Source organism: Bordetella trematum, assembly GCF_900078335.1.
Classification (GTDB): Bacteria; Pseudomonadota; Gammaproteobacteria; order Burkholderiales; family Burkholderiaceae_B; genus Bordetella; species Bordetella trematum.
The window spans coordinates 196,504-212,760 of record NZ_FKBR01000006.1 but is presented as its reverse complement, the minus strand read 5'-3'; the positions used below and the strand labels follow the sequence as shown (position 1 = coordinate 212,760).

The following is a 16,257-nucleotide window of genomic DNA, read 5'->3' as shown; positions in this document are numbered from 1 at the left end:
CGGGAGCTGCCCGACGACCTGAGGAATAATTGCGCGTTTAGTGCTGGGAGGGGGAGGGGGGGTCGCCGGGCTCAATCATCTGCGGCTAGCGCAGGTGTTGGGCCGCACTGACGTCCATAGGGCGTCACGCCGCGCAGCAGGGCGGGCGCGCACACATGGCGGGCGGAGAAGGCGGATCCAGTCATGGACCAGCATTGTACGAAGTTGCGCGCGGCTTGCAAAGCGCGGCTTGCAAAGTCGGCCCGTTTGGCTTGCCTGCGGTGGCTGGCGATAATGTGGCCTCGCGCGTGCGACAAGGAGCGACGATGGACAATCAATGGGGGCGGCAACGACGCCGCTGGCTGGGCGCCGGCGCCGGCAGCGCCCTGCTGGCGCTGGCAGGATGCGCGGGCCGAGCGCCTGCCGTGTCGCCTGGCGCCACGCCTGCACGACCCGCTGCGCCGACGCGCACAGACCGCACCGCAAGGGCGGTGCCTGCCTTGCGGGCTGGCGCGCAGATCGCCGTGGTTTCGCCTGCCTCGGCGGTCAGCGGCGCACCCGAAGCGGCCGCCCGCTGGCTGGAGAGCCGGGGCTACAGTGCCCGTCTGATGACCAGCCAGCGCCTGGACGCGCCTTTCGAGTATCTGGCCGGGCCGGACAGCCTGCGCCTGGCCCAGCTGCACAGCGCCTTTGCCGATCCGCAGATCGACGCCATCTGGTGCCTGCAGGGCGGATTCGGTTCCTGGCGGCTGCTGCCGCAGCTGGACTATGCGCTGATCCGCGAGAACCCCAAGCCCTTCATCGGCTACAGCGACATCACGGCGCTGCATCTGGCGTTGCAGCGCCAGGCCGGGTTCGTCACTTTCCATGGCCCGATGCCCGGGCAGGACTTCCGCTTCGGTCGCAACGAGCCGACCGAATCCCTGACCTGGGCCATGCTCAATGGCGAACTGGGGCAGGGCAGCTGGATCGAGGCGCCCGGGGACAGCCCCTTGATGACCCTGGCCAGCGGCACGGCCAGCGGCCGCTTGGTCGGGGGCAATCTTGCGCTCATCAGCGCCCTGATGGGAACGCCCTACGAAATCGACACGGAAGATGCGATTCTGTTTTTTGAAGATGTCAACGAGCTGCCTGCGCGAGTGGATCGCATGCTGGCCCAGTTGAAAGCCAGCGGGAAACTGCGCCAGGCCGCCGGTGTGCTGATCGGCACTTTCACGCGCGGCGCCTCGGGCAATGCCTATGCTGCAGAGCGGCGCTACCAGCCGTTGATGCGCGAAATATTTCAGCCCCTGGGCATTCCGGTGCTGGCGGGCTGGCCCAGCGGACACGGCGACCCCAATCTGATCCTGCCCCTGGGCGCGCGCGTGACGCTGGATGCCGAGCGCGGGGCCTTGCGCCTGGATCAGGCGGTCGTGGCGGCCCCGACGACCGCCGCCCGATTCCCGCAAGCCGCATGAGCCGCGGTTTCGAAGGGGTGCGCCCGGCCTCCGAATCATCGATCGAGATCGGCTTCATATTCGAAGGGCGCCATTGTGTTCAGCGCCTGCGGCTCAAGCCCACGGCGGCCAACCTCAAGAAGGCCGCGCTGCAGCGCGAGGCCATCCTGCAGGCTATCGCAAGGGGTGAGTTTTCCTGGCCGCCGGCCTAGGGGTGGCGCGTGAGCATGGCATCATGCGCGCTGATCCGAGATGAACAGGAAGGCTGATCATGAATGAAATTACCTGGGATGACTTCACCAAGGTCGAGCTGCGCGTCGGGCGCATCGTGCAGGCCGAAGTGTTTGCCGAAGCCCGCAAGCCCGCATACAAGCTACAGGTGGATTTCGGCCCTGAGCTGGGCTTGCGTAAATCGAGCGCCCAGATCACCGATCACTATCAACCGCAGGCGCTGGTGGGCCGCCTGGTGGTGGCGGTGGTTAACTTCCCGCCCAAACAGATCGGCCCCATGCGTTCGGAATGCCTGGTGACCGGTTTTCATGACGAGCAGGGTGGGGTGCGGCTGTGTGTGCCCGATGGCGACGTCCCGCTGGGTACCCGCCTGCTGTAAGCCCGCCTCAATTCTTGAGGGCGGCGCGTGCTGCCTGGCTGGGAGCCATGCCGAAGGCCCGCCGGAATGCGGTCGCGAAATTGGCCGGGCTGCTGTAGCCGGCAATCTCGGCTGCCTGCGCCACGCTCAATCCCTCACGCTCCAAGGCACAGCGCGCCCGGCGCAGGCGGGCATCGCGGCGGTATTCGTCCACGCTGGCATCCCAGGCCGCCCGGAAGTGGCGTTGCAGCGTGTTGACGCTCAAATGATGACGGGCGGCAATTTCGGCCAGGCTCCAGTGATCCGCCATGCCGCTTTCGAGCTCCTCTCTTACCTGCGCCATACGCAGAAACTTGCGCCGGCTCAGTTTGACCCCGGCCGTTTCGCGCAGGCCTTGCGCCACCTGGTGCAGCAGTTCCAGTACCCGGCTCTCCAGATAGAGGGGGAGCAGATCGTCGTCCTGGCGCGGCGGCTGGAGCAACTGTTGCAGCACGGCCAGGGACGGGCGGGTCAGGGCATGGCGGCGCAGGTCCAGATGGCCGGCGCCCGCCTGACGCAAAGGATGGGTGTCGGGCAGGCGCGATTGCAGCCAGGCCGGCGCCAGGGAGATCAGCACGCTGCGATCGATGTCGCCACGGCGAGACTGGCGTTGCAGCCGGTACATCTGGCCGGCTCCCCAGATCAGGGCGTGGCCGGCCAGGCCGGGCCGGCGCGCCAGCATCTGCCCATCCACGCTGAGATCAGCGCCGCCGGTCAGCGTCAGCAACAGATGCAGCCCGGCAGACTCCTGCGTCCACCAGGGCGCGCCTTGCAGATCTCGGCAATCGTGGCGCCGCAGCTGCAGGCCCGGCAGCAGGCTGCGTTTGTCACGCATGCCATCGAAGCGGGCCACGCTGCTGCCGAGCGCGCCGAGGTAGCGGGTCGCGGCGTCTTCCGGCAGGGAAGTTCCGGCAATTGATGGTTTGGAAAAGGTTTTTGAGTTCAAGGCAAAGATCTGAGGCCGACGGGACTGACATAATCCGGTTCAGATAATGTTATTACAAATCATTCCTAATTGCAGAAATTGACCTGACACGGTCACGCTTTGTGGCCGTTCGTCGCCATCCCTGGAGATTGTTTTCATGTCGCTCGCGCGTTTTTCGCGGCATTACGCCCGCTCGGCCCTGCTGTTGGCCATGACTGCCCCTGCATGGGTACAGGCCCAGGAGGTCACCCATGTGCAGGAGATGTCGGCCGTGAAGGTGGTCGGCACGGCCGAAGAAGAAGGCAAGGAATCCCTGGGGGTGTCGATCATCACGGCCGAGGAAATCCAGCGTCGCCCGCCGGTCAATGACCTGGCCGACATCATCCGGCGCGAACCGGGGGTGAACCTCACCGGCAACAGCGCAAGCGGCTCGCGCGGCAACAACCGCCAGATCGATATCCGCGGCATGGGCCCGGAGAACACGCTGATCCTGATCGACGGCAAGCCGGTCAGCTCGCGCAATGCCGTGCGTTATGGATGGAGCGGCGACCGGGATACGCGGGGCGACTCCAACTGGGTGCCGGCCGAAGAGGTCGAGCGCATCGAAGTGATCCGCGGTCCGGCCGCCGCGCGCTACGGTTCGGGCGCCATGGGCGGGGTGGTCAACGTCATCACCAAGCGCCCGACCGACAAGGTCTCGGCCTCGGCAACGTACTATCTGAACCAGCCGGAAGATCACAAGGAAGGCAACACCAACCGGGTGAACATCAGCCTGTCCACGCCGCTGAGCGAGTCGCTGTCGATGCGCATCTACGGCAACTACAACAAAACCAACGCGGATTCGCGCAATATCAACGCCGGCCACGCCAAAGAAGGCGCCAACGGCGTGGTGTCGACCGCCGGGCGGGAAGGCGTGATCAACCAGGACCTGAATGCGCTGCTGTCCTGGAAGATGGACTCGCGCAACACCTTCGATTTCGACGCGGGCTATAGCCGCCAGGGCAACATCTTTGCCGGCGACACCATGCTCAACGTGAACAACGACTACACGGATGGGCTGTACGGCCAGGAAACCAACATCATGTACCGCGACAACGTGGCGCTGACCCACCGCGGTTCCTATGACTGGGGCACGACCAAGTCGAGCCTGAGCTACGACTACACCCGCAATTCGCGTCGCCAGGAAGGCCTGGCCGGCAGCACCGAAGGCGCGCCCAATGGTGACTTCGAAACGTCGCGCCTGAAGCACTGGCGCGCAGCCACCGAAGCCAGCGTGCCGTTCACCTGGGGCCTGGATCAGATGGTGACCGTGGGCGCCGAATGGAGCCGCGAGTCGCTCGACGACCCGAGCAGCCTGCGCCAGACCTACACCGGCGGCAACATCGGCGGCGTGGCCGCCGAGAATCGCAGCACCAAGTCGACCCAGACCAGCTATGCGCTGTTCGTGGAAGACAACATCGAGGCGACCGACTACGTCATGGTCACGCCCGGCGTGCGCATGGATCACAGCGACAAGTTCGGCGTGAACTGGAGCCCGAGCCTGAACGCCTCGTGGGAAGCCTTCGACGGCTTCAAGATCAAGGGCGGGATCGCGCGCGCCTACAAGGCGCCCAACCTGTATCAGTCCAACCCGAACTACCTCTTGTACAGCCGGGGCAACGGCTGCCTGGCCTCGCAGACCAACACCAATGGCTGCTACCTGATGGGCAACAAGGACCTGTCGCCGGAAATCAGCGTCAACAAGGAAATCGGCGTCGAGTACGACTCCGGCAGCTGGCGCAGCAGCGTGGCCTACTTCCGCAATGATTACAAGAACAAGATCGTCAGCGGCACCGACATCATGTATCGCCTGGATAACGGCGCGCGCGTGACCCAATGGGTCAACAGCGGCAAGGCCGTGGTCGAAGGCCTGGAAGGCAATCTGTTGATCCCGCTCACCGACACGGTGGACTGGAACACCAACTTCACGTACATGATCGAGTCCAAGAACAAGGATTCGGGCCAGCCGCTTAGCGTGATCCCGAAGTACACGATCAACAGCACCCTGGATTGGTTCTACTCCGATAAGCTGAATTTCCAGGCCAACGTGACCTACTACGGCAAGCAGGTCGGCCCCACGCTGAACGAGCGCACCGGAACCCAGCTGGAAGGCGAAGCCCGTAACACCGTCAGCCCCTATGCGCTGGTGGGTCTGAGCACGGGCTATGAGGTCAACAAGAACCTGCGCTTCCGGGTGGGCGTGAGCAACCTGTTCGACAAGCGTCAGTACCGCGAAGGCAATGCCTCGAGCGCCGGCGCCGCGACCTACAACGAACCGGGCCGCGCCTACTACGCCACCATGACGGTGCGCTATTGATCCTTTTGCCGGCCGGGCGCGTGCTGCGCCAGGCCGGCAAGCGCCATGCAAACCCGCGATTTCGCGGGTTTTTTTATGCGAACCGAGAGTGGGCTGCAAGCAGGACGCCAAGCGTACAAAGATATAATGTCTGTAGTTATTGATTGGTTTTTGTACGGAATATGCACCCGTCCAGCAGCTTGTCGTGCTAAGCGTTTAGGGCGAACCTGCGGGGCTTTCCGAGGTTGCCGGCTGGCGACCGCAGCAATCGTAAGACCAACACGTGGCTGAACGGTCTGCTGCGGATGTGCCAGCCGCCGGGGCCATGGGCTGCGGCCCGGGCGTCACATAAAGCGCTTTCAACCCATTCGATAGGGACAGATCACACAAGATCTTCCATCACTGAATGGCCATTTTTAGGTAGGCAAGGTCTGGCATAGGACGCATACGGTATGAGCAGAAAAAAAGGCAGTGTTGCCGACCTGGCGTGGCTGAGCGCCTTAAAGCCCGGGCAGGGGCCGCGCTATCAGCAGATCGCGCAGCAGGTGATTGACGCCGTGCGCGAGGAGCGGCTGCGCCCGGGCGACCGCCTGCCGCCCCAACGCGAGCTGGCCCAGCAACTGGGTGTGGACCTGACTACGGTCACCCGTGCCTACAATGCGCTGCGTAGCGCCGGCATGCTTACTGTGCAGGGGGCTCGCGGCACCTATATCGCCTCGGCCGCGCTGGTCCCCGAGGACGCGGGCTTCACGGTCGACCTGAGCATGAACATACCACCGCTGACCGATAGCCCGGCCTTTGGCCGGGCGCTGCAGGTGGCGGCCGCGCATGCGCACGCGCGCGTGGCCAGCGATGCCTTGATGAGCTATCACGTCGGCCCGGGCGCGGGGGTCGATCGCGAGGCGGGGGCCCAATGGCTGCGGCCCGCTCTGGGGCCGCTGGATCGTTCTCGGATCATCGTCTGCGGCGGCGCCCAGACGGCCCTGGCCGCCCTGATATTGGCCTACAGCCGGGAAGGCGACACGGTGCTGACCGAGGCCATGACCTATCCGGGGCTGCTGGCGGCAGCCAGCACCCAGCGGCGCCACATTCAGGCCGTGGCGGGCGACCAGGAGGGCATGTTGCCCGAGGCGCTGGAGCAGGCTTGCCTGGCGCGCCGCCCGGCGCTGATCTACCTCAACCCCACGATGCAGAATCCGACGGCGGCCACGCTGTCAGCGCAGCGCCGCGCCGATCTCTATGAAGTCGCCAGCCGCCATCAGGTGGGCATCATAGAAGATGACCCTTATTGGCTGCTGGCCGAGGATGCGCCCGCGCCCATCGCCACGCTGCAGCGCGAGGGGGCAGCGCCGGTCTACTACGTCTGCACCCTGTCCAAGACGCTGGCGCCGGGCCTGCGCACCGCCTATATCGCCATGCCGGCGCAGGCCAGCGCCGCGTCGGTGCTCGACGCCTTGCGCTCACTCACGCTGATGCCGGCTGCCTGGATGACAGCCGTGGCCACCGAGCTGATCGAAAGCGGCGTGGCCGCCCAATGGCTGGCGACAGTGCGCGAGGAACTGGCCGCACGCCAGACGTTGGCCGCAGCCATTCTCCCAGCGCAGGCGCGCGGAAATCCCTATGGCCTGCATCGCTGGCTGCCGTTGCCTGCCGGCTGGGACGAGTATCGGCTGACGCGCGCCGCTCAGGGGCAAGGGCTGGGCGTCACGCCATCGGCTGCCTTCAGCGCCGTCGACCAGATTTCCAATGCCTTACGTATCTCACTGGGGGGCGCGCGCGACAGGCATACGCTGGAGAGGGGGCTACGACGGCTGGCTGCCATTCTGGCGGACGCCACCATGCAAAGGATCTCGGGCGTGGTTTGACTGGTTTGATTCTATGCTTGTGAGGCATGCCTGATCGCAGAACAGCATACGATATATTTTGTATGTTTCACGAAGCTCCGATAGTGATTTTCGTCAGGCCGGCAACGACCTTCCCGGTGCCCGCCTGATGCGTTTTCTGCGGCACGGCCTTGGTATTGTCCCCAGTCTTGAGCAGCAATCTTGTTGTGTAAACTGCCCCGATCGCGCGCCCAAGGATGCAAAAACCTTCCAGGTAAAAGCGCGGCAGCACAGCGAAACGTGTAATTGCCGGGCCCTTCAGGCCTGACTTCACCCTTGGGGAGGGGAGTTGTCTCATGGCAGATCGTCAACAGGTCGGCGTCGTCAGCGGCGTCGTGCTACGCAATGCCCATGCGCGCATTGCGTGCCTGCTCAACCGCCAGCCGGCCTTGCCGGCGCCGGACTCGCAATCCGAAGGGTCTTTGCTGGCGTTCACCTACATGCTTGAGAGCGCCGCCACGCAGAGCGGCCGGCCCAACTTCGGGCTGGAATTGGCGCGCCTGGGCGACCAGGCCGGCGCGCCGTCGACGGTGTCGCGGTTGTTCTGCATGGCGCCCACGGTCGGCGAGGCCCTGCGCGGCGTGATCGAGTGTTTTCCTTCCATCCAGACCGCGACCAGCGTCACCTTGCGGCATTCCGCAGAACGCTGCGACATGATCTACGCCATCGACGATCCGAGCATACGCCGCCACCAGCAGGATGCCGTCTATACCCTGGTGCAGTTCGCGCAGGCGCTGCGGCGCCACACCCGCGCACAGGTGCCCCTGATGCAGGTGTGCCTCACCATTCCGCGTCCCGCGCAGGATTCGCATCGTTATACCGAGACCTTCGGGGCGCCGGTTCAGTTCAATGCTTCGCACAATGTGCTGGCGCTGCATCCGCGGGCCTTGTTGATGCGCCTGGAAACCGGCGACTCGCGGCGTTTCCTGCAACTTTGCCGCGACGTGCGTCAGGGCTCGCTGGAGCCGGGCACCGCGCGTCTGTGGGAGGACGCCTTGCGCGCATGGATCGTCTGCGCCATCGAAGAGGGCGGGCCGGTGACCCAGGAGGCCGCCTGCGTGGACTTCGGCATCACCAGCCGCACGATGCAACGCAGGCTGCGCAGCCTGGGGATCAATTTTCTGGCGCTGCGTGCGCGCACCCGCCTGCAGCTGGGCGCACGCCTGCTGCGCGAAACCCGCCTGCCGATCACCCGAATCGCCCAGCAGCTGGGCTTTAGCGAAACCAGCGCTTTCAGTCGCGCCTTTCGCCAGGATGAGGGCTGCAGCCCGCAAGCCTACCGGCAGCTGCGCAGGGCCTGAACTGCCCCAGGCATGCGGACAAACCCTGGCGCGCAATGTCGCGTCAGGTCAATTCAGAAGCCGGCATGCCCCCTAAGCTGAAGCCATTCAGCCCAAGGAGCAGCGGACTTGAAGTACACCCTTTCGATCTCTCATGACGGCCACTCGCCACGCGACATCGTGATCCGTGGCGCCAAGGTCCAGAACCACGAAATCCCCGAGCGCGCCGAGCGTCTGCATGAAGCCATGCGGGCCCTGGGACACAGCGAGGTGCCGGTGCGCGACTGGGGCATGCGCTGGATCTCGGCGGTGCACGACCTGGGATATCTTGAGTTCCTGGAGACGGCCCACGCGCGCTGGATGCAACTGCCCAACGCCTCGCCGGTCATCCACGCGCATGCCCATCCCCATTACAGCCTGCGCACGCCGCCGGCCAGCATCCAGGGGCAGACGGGCTATTACCTTGGCGGCGGCTCCGCTCCCATGACAGCCGGCACCTGGCGCGCGGCGCTGTCCTCGGCCCATTGCGCCCTGGAAGCCGCCCAATGGGTCCTCGAAGGCGAACGCGAAACCTACGCCCTGTGCCGTCCGCCCGGGCACCATGCCTATCGCGACTATGCCGGTGGCTTCTGCTATCTGAACAACGTCGGCATTGCCGCCAATTTCCTGGCCCGGCATATGGGCCGGGTCGCCATCCTGGACATCGACACCCATCACGGCGACGGTACCCAGAGCCTTTTCTACGAACGCGACGACGTGCATTTCGTTTCCGTGCACGGCGACCCGGATGCGCTGTTTCCGTTCTATGCCGGTCATGCCCATGAACGCGGGCGCGGCGCAGGGGAGGGCTTCAACCTGAATCTGCCCCTGCCCATGCGATCGGAAGATCCCGCTTGGCTGGACGCCGTGCATGCCGGCATGCGCTCCATCGACCATTACAGCCCGGCCGCCTTGCTGGTGTCGCTGGGTTTTGACGCCTTCAAGGGCGACCCCTCATCCGATCTGTGCGTCAGCACCGAAGGATTCCGCCAGGCGGGACTGCGCATCGGCGCCTGGAACGGCCCCATCGTCCTGGTTCAGGAGGGCGGCTATGTCGTCGACAAACTGGCCGAGAACCTGAGCGCCTTTCTGGACGGCTTCTTCACCTCGCGAACCCGGGCCTGAATCCGGCGCCGCCTGCTTTCCTCCGAATCCCTACGAGCCCATTGCCATGACAACCACTACTGCCTCAACCACCGCCTTCGGGCAACAGGACGTGCGCCACGTCATCCATCCGTATACCAACCTCGCGGCCCACGAACGCTCCGGCCCCACGGTGATCACGCGGGGGGAGGGCTGCTATGTCTATGACGAACACGGCAAACGCTACTTCGAGGGCATGTCGGGCCTGTGGTGCGCCTCGCTGGGCTTCTCCGAGCGCCGCCTGATCGACGCGGCGATGGCGCAGTTCGAACAACTGCCGTACTACCACCTTTTCAACCACCGTTCGCACCCGCCGGGCATCGCCCTGGCCGAAGCCCTCACCGCCATGGCGCCCAACGGCCTGTCGCGCGTGCTGTTCGGCAACTCCGGCTCGGAAGCCAATGACGCGGCCGTCAAGCTGGTCTGGTACTACAACAATGCCCGCGGGCGCAGCCAGAAGAAGAAAATCATCTCGCGCATCAACGGCTATCACGGCGTGACCGTGGCCTCGGGCAGCCTGACGGGCCTGAAGCACGTGCACCAGGATTTCGATCTGCCCCTGCCCCGCATCCTGCACACCGACTGCCCCAGCCACTACCATTTCGCCGAGCCGGGCGAGAGCGAAGAGGCCTTCGCGGCGCGCCTGGCCGACAACCTGGAGACGCTGATCCAGCGCGAAGGGCCGGAGACCATTGCCGCCTTCATTGCCGAGCCGGTCAACGGCTCGGGCGGGGTGATCGTGCCGCCCAAGGGGTATTTCGAGCGCATCCAGGCGATTCTGCGCAAACACGACATTCTGTTCATCGTCGACGAGGTCATCTGCGGATTCGGGCGCACCGGCAACATGTTCGGCTGCGACACCTATGGGCTGAAGCCGGACATGATGACCGTGGCCAAGGGGCTGTCGGCCGCCTACCAGCCGATTTCCGCCTTGCTGGTCAGCGAAGACATCTACAGCGCCATGACAGAGGAGAGCCGCAAGCTGGGCGCCTTCGCCCACGGGCTGACCTACGCCGCCCATCCGGTCGCGGCCGCCGTGGCCCTGGAGACCCTCAAGATTTATCACGAACGCGCCATTGTCGATCACGTGCGGGGCATGTCCACCGTCATGTTCGATCTGCTCGATGGCCTGCGCGACCACCCCATGGTGGGCGAGGTGCGGGGCGTGGGGCTGGTGGCCGCGGTGGAGTTGACGGCCGAGAAGGGCCAGAAACGGGCGTTCGACCCCCAGGCCGGCGTCGCTACCCAGGTGCAGAACCGCGCCATGGAGCATGGCGTGATCGTGCGCGCTCTGGGCAACTGCGTGGCCATGTGCCCGCCGTTGATCTCCGAGCCGCAGCAATTGCATGAGTTGGTCGACGGCCTGCGCCGGGCGCTGGACGAAACCCACGCACAGGTGCGCGGCCAGACCCGCAGCGCCGCGCTCGCTTGAGACACACACGGAGAAACGCTTCATGAAACTGATTTCCGCCCTTGTCCTGACCCTGGCCGCCATACTGCCCGGCGCAGCCAGCGCCCAGACGCCCAAGCCGGGCGGCTCGCTCAACCTGCTGGTGCAGCCCGAGCCGCCGACCCTGAACGTGGGCATGAACAAACTCGGCCCGACCTCGTTTGTCGGCAGCAAGATCTATGAAGGGATGATTTCGCTGGACCCTGATCTGAAGCCGATTCCGCGACTGGCCGAATCCTGGACGATCTCCGAGGACGGCAAGACCTATACCTTCAACCTGCGCAAGGGCGTCAAGTGGCACGACGGCAAGCCCTTCACCGCCGCGGATGTGCTGTTCAGCTTCCAGAAGTACCTGCCCGAGGTGTTTGCCCGGACCCGCATGGTGATGGAGCAGGTCGAGTCGATCACCGCACCGGACGACCATACGGTGGTGTTCCAGCTCAAGCAGCCGTTTCCGGCCTTCATGCTGATCACCGAGGTGGCAGGCGGCACCATCATGCCGGCCCACCTGTTCGAGGGGGAGACCAACTATCGCACAGCGGCGGCAAACAACCAGTTCATCGGCACCGGCCCCTTCAAACTGGCCGAGTGGAAAAAGGGCGCCTATATCCGCTTGAGCAAGAACCCCGATTACTGGGATAGCGGCAAGCCCTATCTGGACAATATCTTCTTCCATATCGTGCCTGATGCCGTGGGGCGCTCGATCGCCTTCGAGAGCGGCAAGGTCGATGCCATCCGCGCCGGCGACGTGGAGAACTTCGAGATCCCGCGTCTGGCGCAATTGCCCGGCACCACGCTGACCAAGGCCGGCTGGGAGTTTCTGCAGCCGCTGGCCTTCCTCAACCTGAACCTGCGCAACAAACCGCTGGACGATCTGCGCTTTCGCCAGGCCATCGCCCACGCGATTGATCGCGATTTCATCATCAAGACGCTGTTTGCCGGTTTCGGCGAGCCGGTCAACGGCCCCTTCACCAATCGTTTCCCGTTCAAGGACAAAAGCGTAGAAACCCATTACGCCTACGATCCGGCCAAGGCCAAGCAATTGCTTGACGAAATGGGCCTCAAGCCGGACAGCAATGGCACACGGGTGACGCTGCGACTGCTGCCGCTGCCCTACGGGGAAAGCTGGCAGCGCCTGGCGGAATACACCCGTGAACGCCTGGGCGCGGTCGGCATCAAGACCGAGATCGTCGCCACCGACGTGCCGGGCTGGTTCTCGCGGATTTCCTCGGGCGACTTTGACCTGGCCTACAACTTCATCTATCTGCTGGGTGATCCGGCCATCGGGGTGACGCAGACCTATCTGTCGACCAACCAGCTCAACCGGGGCAATGCAGCCAACGTCGACGGCTATGTCAACAAGGAGGTCGACGCCTTGCTGCTCAAGGCCGAGAACGCCCAGGATCCGGCCGAACGCGCCGCGCTGTACTCCCAGGTGCAGAAGATCCTGTCGCACGAACTGCCGGCCTTGTGGACGCACGAAATGGTGATGCCCACCGTCTACCGCAGCAAGATCAAGAACCTGATTTCCACCAGCTTCGGCATGAATGAGAATTTCGCCGATGTCTGGATCGACAAGTAAGCCAACCGGGACCCGCCAGACGATGGAAAAGCTCTCCTTCTTCCTGCGCCGCTGCGGCAAGGCGGCGATCGTGATGCTGTTCGTGGTGGTGATCAACTTTCTGTTGATACGCATGGCGCCGGGCGACCCGGCCACCATCCTGGCCGGCGAGGCCGGCGCGGTCGACGCCGGATTCGTGGAGCGCGTGCGCAAGGACTACGGGCTGGACAAGCCCTTGCCGGTGCAGCTGGGCACCTATATGTCGCAGCTGGCCCAGCTGGACTTCGGCCACTCGTACCGCGAGAACCGTCCGGTCAAGGACATCATCTTCGAACGGCTGCCCGCCACGCTTTTGCTGACGCTTAGCGCCTTTGCCTTCTCGGTGATCTGCGGGGTCGGGCTGGGGCTGGCGGCGGCCAGGCGGGCAGGGTCCTGGGTCGATACCGTGATCACCACGGGGTCATTGATCTTCTTTGCCATGCCTTTGTTCTGGTTCGGGCTGGTAGCCATCGTGGTGTTCTCCCTCAAGCTGGGATGGCTGCCCCCCTATGGGATAGAGACAGTCGGCGCCGAGCTCACCGGCATGCAGGCCTTCCTGGACGTGGGCAGTCATCTGTTGCTGCCGGCGCTGTCGCTGGGGCTGTTCTATATGGCGCTCTACACTCGGGTGACCCGCGCCTCGGCCATCGAGGTCATGGACCAGGACTTCGTCAAGACGGCCTATGCCAAGGGCGTGCCGGCCAGCCGCGTGTGGCGCAAGCACATCCTGCGCAATGCCTTGCTGCCGGTCATTACCTTCATGTCCCTGCAGGCGGGCTACATCCTGGGCGGTTCGGTGCTGGTGGAGACCGTGTTCGCCTGGCCCGGCGTGGGGCGACTGGCCTTCGATGCGCTGTTCCAGCGCGACTACAACCTGCTGCTGGCCATCTTCTTCGTCAGCTCGCTGATGGTCGTGATCTTCAACCTGCTGGCCGACCTGCTGTATAGCGTTGCCGACCCGCGTATCGAGTTGCAGAAATGAAGACTCTCCTGAAACGCTTCTTTGCCCAGCCCGCCGGCGTGGTCGGCGCGGTCTTGCTGCTGGCTGTGCTGATCCTGGCTATCGGCGCACCCATTTTCTATCCGGGCGATCCCTGGGCGATGGTGGCCGCGCCCAGCCTGCCGCTGGGTTCGCCCGGCCATGTCTTCGGCACCGACATGCTGGGCCGCGATGTGGCGGCCGGCGTGGCCCACGGCGCGCGCGTCTCGTTGCTGATCGGCCTGACGGCCACACTGGTGGCCGTGGTGGTCGGTACGGCCCTGGGGGCGGCTGCCGGCTACTACGGCGGCAGGGTGGATGATCTGGTGATGCGCTTTACCGAGATCTTCCAGACCATTCCCGGGTTTCTGCTGGCGCTGCTGATGGTGGCGATCTTCGGCTCCTCGATGTATTCCATCGTGCTGTCGATCGGCGTGATCTCGTGGCCGTCGGTGGCTCGGCTGGTGCGGGCCGAGTTCCTGTCCCTGCGCAGCCGCGATTTCGTCAAGGCGGCCGTGCTCGGGGGGCAATCGGATCTGCGCATCCTGTTCCACCAGATCCTGCCCAACGCGCTCTCGCCCATCGTGGTCGTGGCCTCGCTGAACATGGCGACCGCCATCCTGCTGGAGTCGGCCATCAGCTTTCTCGGCCTGGGCGACCGGAACATGATTTCGTGGGGCTTCATGATCGGCGCCGGACGCACCACGCTGATGCATGCCTGGTGGCTCTCGGCCATCCCTGGAGCGGCCATTTTCATTACCGTGCTGGCCCTGAACCTGATGGGCGATGCCCTGAACCACGCGCTCAACCCGCGCACCAAGAAGGCCGGAGGTTTCGCATGAGCGTACTGCTGGACATCAAGAACCTCACCGTTTCGCTGCCCCACGGGGGAGAGCGGGGCTACGCCGTCAGGAACCTGACGCTGCAGGTACCGCGCGGCAAGACCGTCTGTGTCGTGGGCGAATCGGGATCGGGCAAGTCCGTCATGGCCAACGCGGTCATGCGCTTGCTGCCGGCGCATTCGCTGCGCCTGGACAGCGGGGAGATTGTCCTGGACGGGCTGTCGCTGCTGGCGCTCGACCCACTGGAGATGCGCGCCATCCGGGGCGCACGTATCGGCATGATCTTCCAGGAGCCCATGACCTCCCTGAATCCGGTCATGCCGGTGGGCGAGCAGATCGACGAAGTGCTGCTGGTGCATGGCGTCAAGGATCCGGCCCAGCGCGCACAGCGGGTGCTGGAACTGCTGCGTGACATGAAGCTGCCGCAACCCGAGCAGATCAAGGACCGCTACCCCTTTCAGTTGTCGGGCGGGCAGCGCCAGCGCATCCTGATCGCGATGGCCATGGCGATGGAGCCGCAGCTACTGATCGCCGATGAGCCCACGACCGCGCTGGACGCCACGACCCAGGCGCAGATCCTCATGCTGATCAAGGAGTTGCAGGAGCGCCACGGCATCGGCGTGCTGTTCATCACGCATGATTTCGGCGTGGTGGCCGATATCGCCGATCACGTGGTCGTCATGCGCCACGGGGAAGTGGTGGAGCAGGGCAGTGCACAGGAGGTGCTGGGACAACCGAAGCATGAGTACACCCAAGGCCTGCTGGCAGCCGTGCCGCGCCTGAACGTGGACCCGGGCGCCACACCGGTACGGGCCGCCGCGCCCTTGCTGCAGATCCGTGATCTGTGCAAGACCTACCCGGCGCGCGGCGGGCTGTTCAACTCGGGCAAGCGCACGGTGGCGCTGGACCATATCAACCTGGACATCCTGCCCGGCGAAACCGTGGGCCTGGTGGGCGAGTCGGGTTCCGGCAAGACCACTCTGGGGCAATGCGTGGTGCGCCTGCTGGCGGCCGACAGCGGCGAGCTGCTGTTCGACGGCCAGCCCCTGCACGCGCTAAAGGGACGTGAACTGCAGCGCATGCGCCCACAGATCCAGATGGTGTTCCAGGATCCTTTCGCCTCGCTCAATCCGCGCCATCGGGTCGAACGCATCATCACCGAGAACCTGATCCTGACGGGCGTCAGTCGCAAGGAGGCCCGTGCGCGCATGCGCGAAGTGCTGCAGCTGGTGGGCATGAACCCGGACACCGCGCCCCTGCGCTATCCGCATGAGTTCAGCGGCGGGCAGCGTCAGCGCATCGGCATCGCGCGCGCCATCGTGATGCGCCCCAAGCTGCTGGTCGCCGATGAGGCCGTCTCGGCCCTGGACGTCTCGGTGCAGCAGCAGGTGCTCACGCTGTTGCGTGACGTACGGCGCGAACTGGGGCTGGCCATGCTGTTCGTGACCCACGATCTGAGAGTGGCCTCCCAGATCTGCGATCGCATCGCCGTCATGAACAAAGGCCAGCTGGTCGAGCTGGGGTCGGTCTATGACATTGCCACGCGGCCGCAGCATCGCTACACCCGGGAGCTCTTTGACGCCATGCCGGGACGGGAGTGGGCGGAGCCGGCGCCCGTGGCGCCGCCGCAGGGGACAAGCGGGCCGGCCTTCAAGATGGCCGCCTTCGCCTGAATCGGGGGGCATCCGCGGCAGGCCGGCCCCCACGACGGGCAGCGGGCCACATCGTGTCGATGTTT

General features: G+C 65.0%; 14 protein-coding genes. 12 read left to right on the top strand and 2 right to left on the bottom strand.

All coding sequences use genetic code 11. The features are described 5' to 3' along the window. Window positions 1-470: 470 nt before the first annotated feature. From A7V84_RS01630 to A7V84_RS01620, 3 genes are read left to right on the top strand one after another with little or no spacing between them, the layout of a single operon-like run. Window positions 471-1,436, top strand: a complete 966-nt coding sequence (locus A7V84_RS01630) for a S66 peptidase family protein (RefSeq protein WP_063492618.1) — start codon at window positions 471-473, stop codon at window positions 1,434-1,436. Continuing rightward, window positions 1,433-1,627 carry an Arm DNA-binding domain-containing protein gene (locus A7V84_RS01625; protein ID WP_025516212.1) on the top strand — a complete coding sequence of 65 codons (195 nt, stop codon included), beginning with the start codon at window positions 1,433-1,435 and terminating at the stop codon, window positions 1,625-1,627. Before A7V84_RS01630 ends, A7V84_RS01625 begins: the two co-directional genes overlap by 4 nt. Window positions 1,628-1,686: 59 nt before the next feature. After that, a complete protein-coding gene (locus tag A7V84_RS01620; protein ID WP_025516211.1) occupies window positions 1,687-2,025 on the top strand; it encodes a tRNA-binding protein in 339 nt (112 codons plus the stop codon). Between the two features lie 7 nt (window positions 2,026-2,032). On the opposite strand, the gene A7V84_RS01615 is transcribed toward A7V84_RS01620, so the two are convergent. Continuing rightward, on the bottom strand, window positions 2,033-2,989 hold the full coding sequence (locus A7V84_RS01615; protein WP_231940037.1) for a helix-turn-helix transcriptional regulator: 957 nt from the start codon (window positions 2,987-2,989) through the stop codon (window positions 2,033-2,035). Between the two features lie 136 nt (window positions 2,990-3,125). On the opposite strand from A7V84_RS01615, the gene A7V84_RS01610 reads away from it, so the two are divergent. Together A7V84_RS01610 and A7V84_RS01605 are read left to right on the top strand one after the other, a co-directional pair. Beyond that, the gene (locus A7V84_RS01610) at window positions 3,126-5,324 is read left to right on the top strand and encodes a TonB-dependent siderophore receptor (protein WP_063492258.1); all 2,199 of its coding nucleotides are present in this window, start codon (window positions 3,126-3,128) and stop codon (window positions 5,322-5,324) included. Between the two features lie 431 nt (window positions 5,325-5,755). Further along, window positions 5,756-7,168: an aminotransferase-like domain-containing protein gene (locus tag A7V84_RS01605; RefSeq protein ID WP_025516206.1), complete on the top strand. Its 1,413-nt coding sequence runs from the start codon at window positions 5,756-5,758 to the stop codon at window positions 7,166-7,168. 67 nt (window positions 7,169-7,235) lie between these two features. Here the strand turns inward: A7V84_RS01605 and A7V84_RS20980 are convergent, their stop codons facing one another. Continuing rightward, window positions 7,236-7,484: a hypothetical protein gene (locus tag A7V84_RS20980; RefSeq protein WP_127070819.1), complete on the bottom strand. Its 249-nt coding sequence runs from the start codon at window positions 7,482-7,484 to the stop codon at window positions 7,236-7,238. Here A7V84_RS20980 and A7V84_RS01600 point away from each other — a divergent pair. The 7 genes from A7V84_RS01600 (at window position 7,483) to A7V84_RS01570 (ending at window position 16,192) form a co-directional block, all read left to right on the top strand. Beyond that, the gene (locus tag A7V84_RS01600; protein ID WP_052125708.1) at window positions 7,483-8,487 is read left to right on the top strand and encodes a helix-turn-helix transcriptional regulator; all 1,005 of its coding nucleotides are present in this window, start codon (window positions 7,483-7,485) and stop codon (window positions 8,485-8,487) included. The genes A7V84_RS20980 and A7V84_RS01600 overlap by 2 nt on opposite strands. 108 nt (window positions 8,488-8,595) lie before the next feature. Then, window positions 8,596-9,630, top strand: coding sequence for a histone deacetylase family protein (locus A7V84_RS01595; RefSeq protein ID WP_025516203.1), 1,035 nt, complete (start codon window positions 8,596-8,598; stop codon window positions 9,628-9,630). A 46-nt stretch (window positions 9,631-9,676) separates the two neighbouring features. Next, window positions 9,677-11,080 carry an aminotransferase gene (locus A7V84_RS01590; protein ID WP_025516201.1) on the top strand — a complete coding sequence of 468 codons (1,404 nt, stop codon included), beginning with the start codon at window positions 9,677-9,679 and terminating at the stop codon, window positions 11,078-11,080. Window positions 11,081-11,102: 22 nt separating this feature from the next. Continuing rightward, complete coding sequence (locus A7V84_RS01585; RefSeq protein ID WP_033534702.1) at window positions 11,103-12,680, top strand: ABC transporter substrate-binding protein; 1,578 nt, start codon at window positions 11,103-11,105, stop codon at window positions 12,678-12,680. 22 nt (window positions 12,681-12,702) lie between these two features. After that, window positions 12,703-13,680, top strand: a complete 978-nt coding sequence (locus A7V84_RS01580) for an ABC transporter permease (protein ID WP_025516199.1) — start codon at window positions 12,703-12,705, stop codon at window positions 13,678-13,680. Next, complete coding sequence (locus A7V84_RS01575; RefSeq protein ID WP_025516198.1) at window positions 13,677-14,519, top strand: ABC transporter permease; 843 nt, start codon at window positions 13,677-13,679, stop codon at window positions 14,517-14,519. Before A7V84_RS01580 ends, A7V84_RS01575 begins: the two co-directional genes overlap by 4 nt. Then, window positions 14,516-16,192: an ABC transporter ATP-binding protein gene (locus A7V84_RS01570; protein WP_063492259.1), complete on the top strand. Its 1,677-nt coding sequence runs from the start codon at window positions 14,516-14,518 to the stop codon at window positions 16,190-16,192. The genes A7V84_RS01575 and A7V84_RS01570 overlap by 4 nt, the downstream gene beginning before the upstream one ends. Window positions 16,193-16,257: the final 65 nt, after the last annotated feature.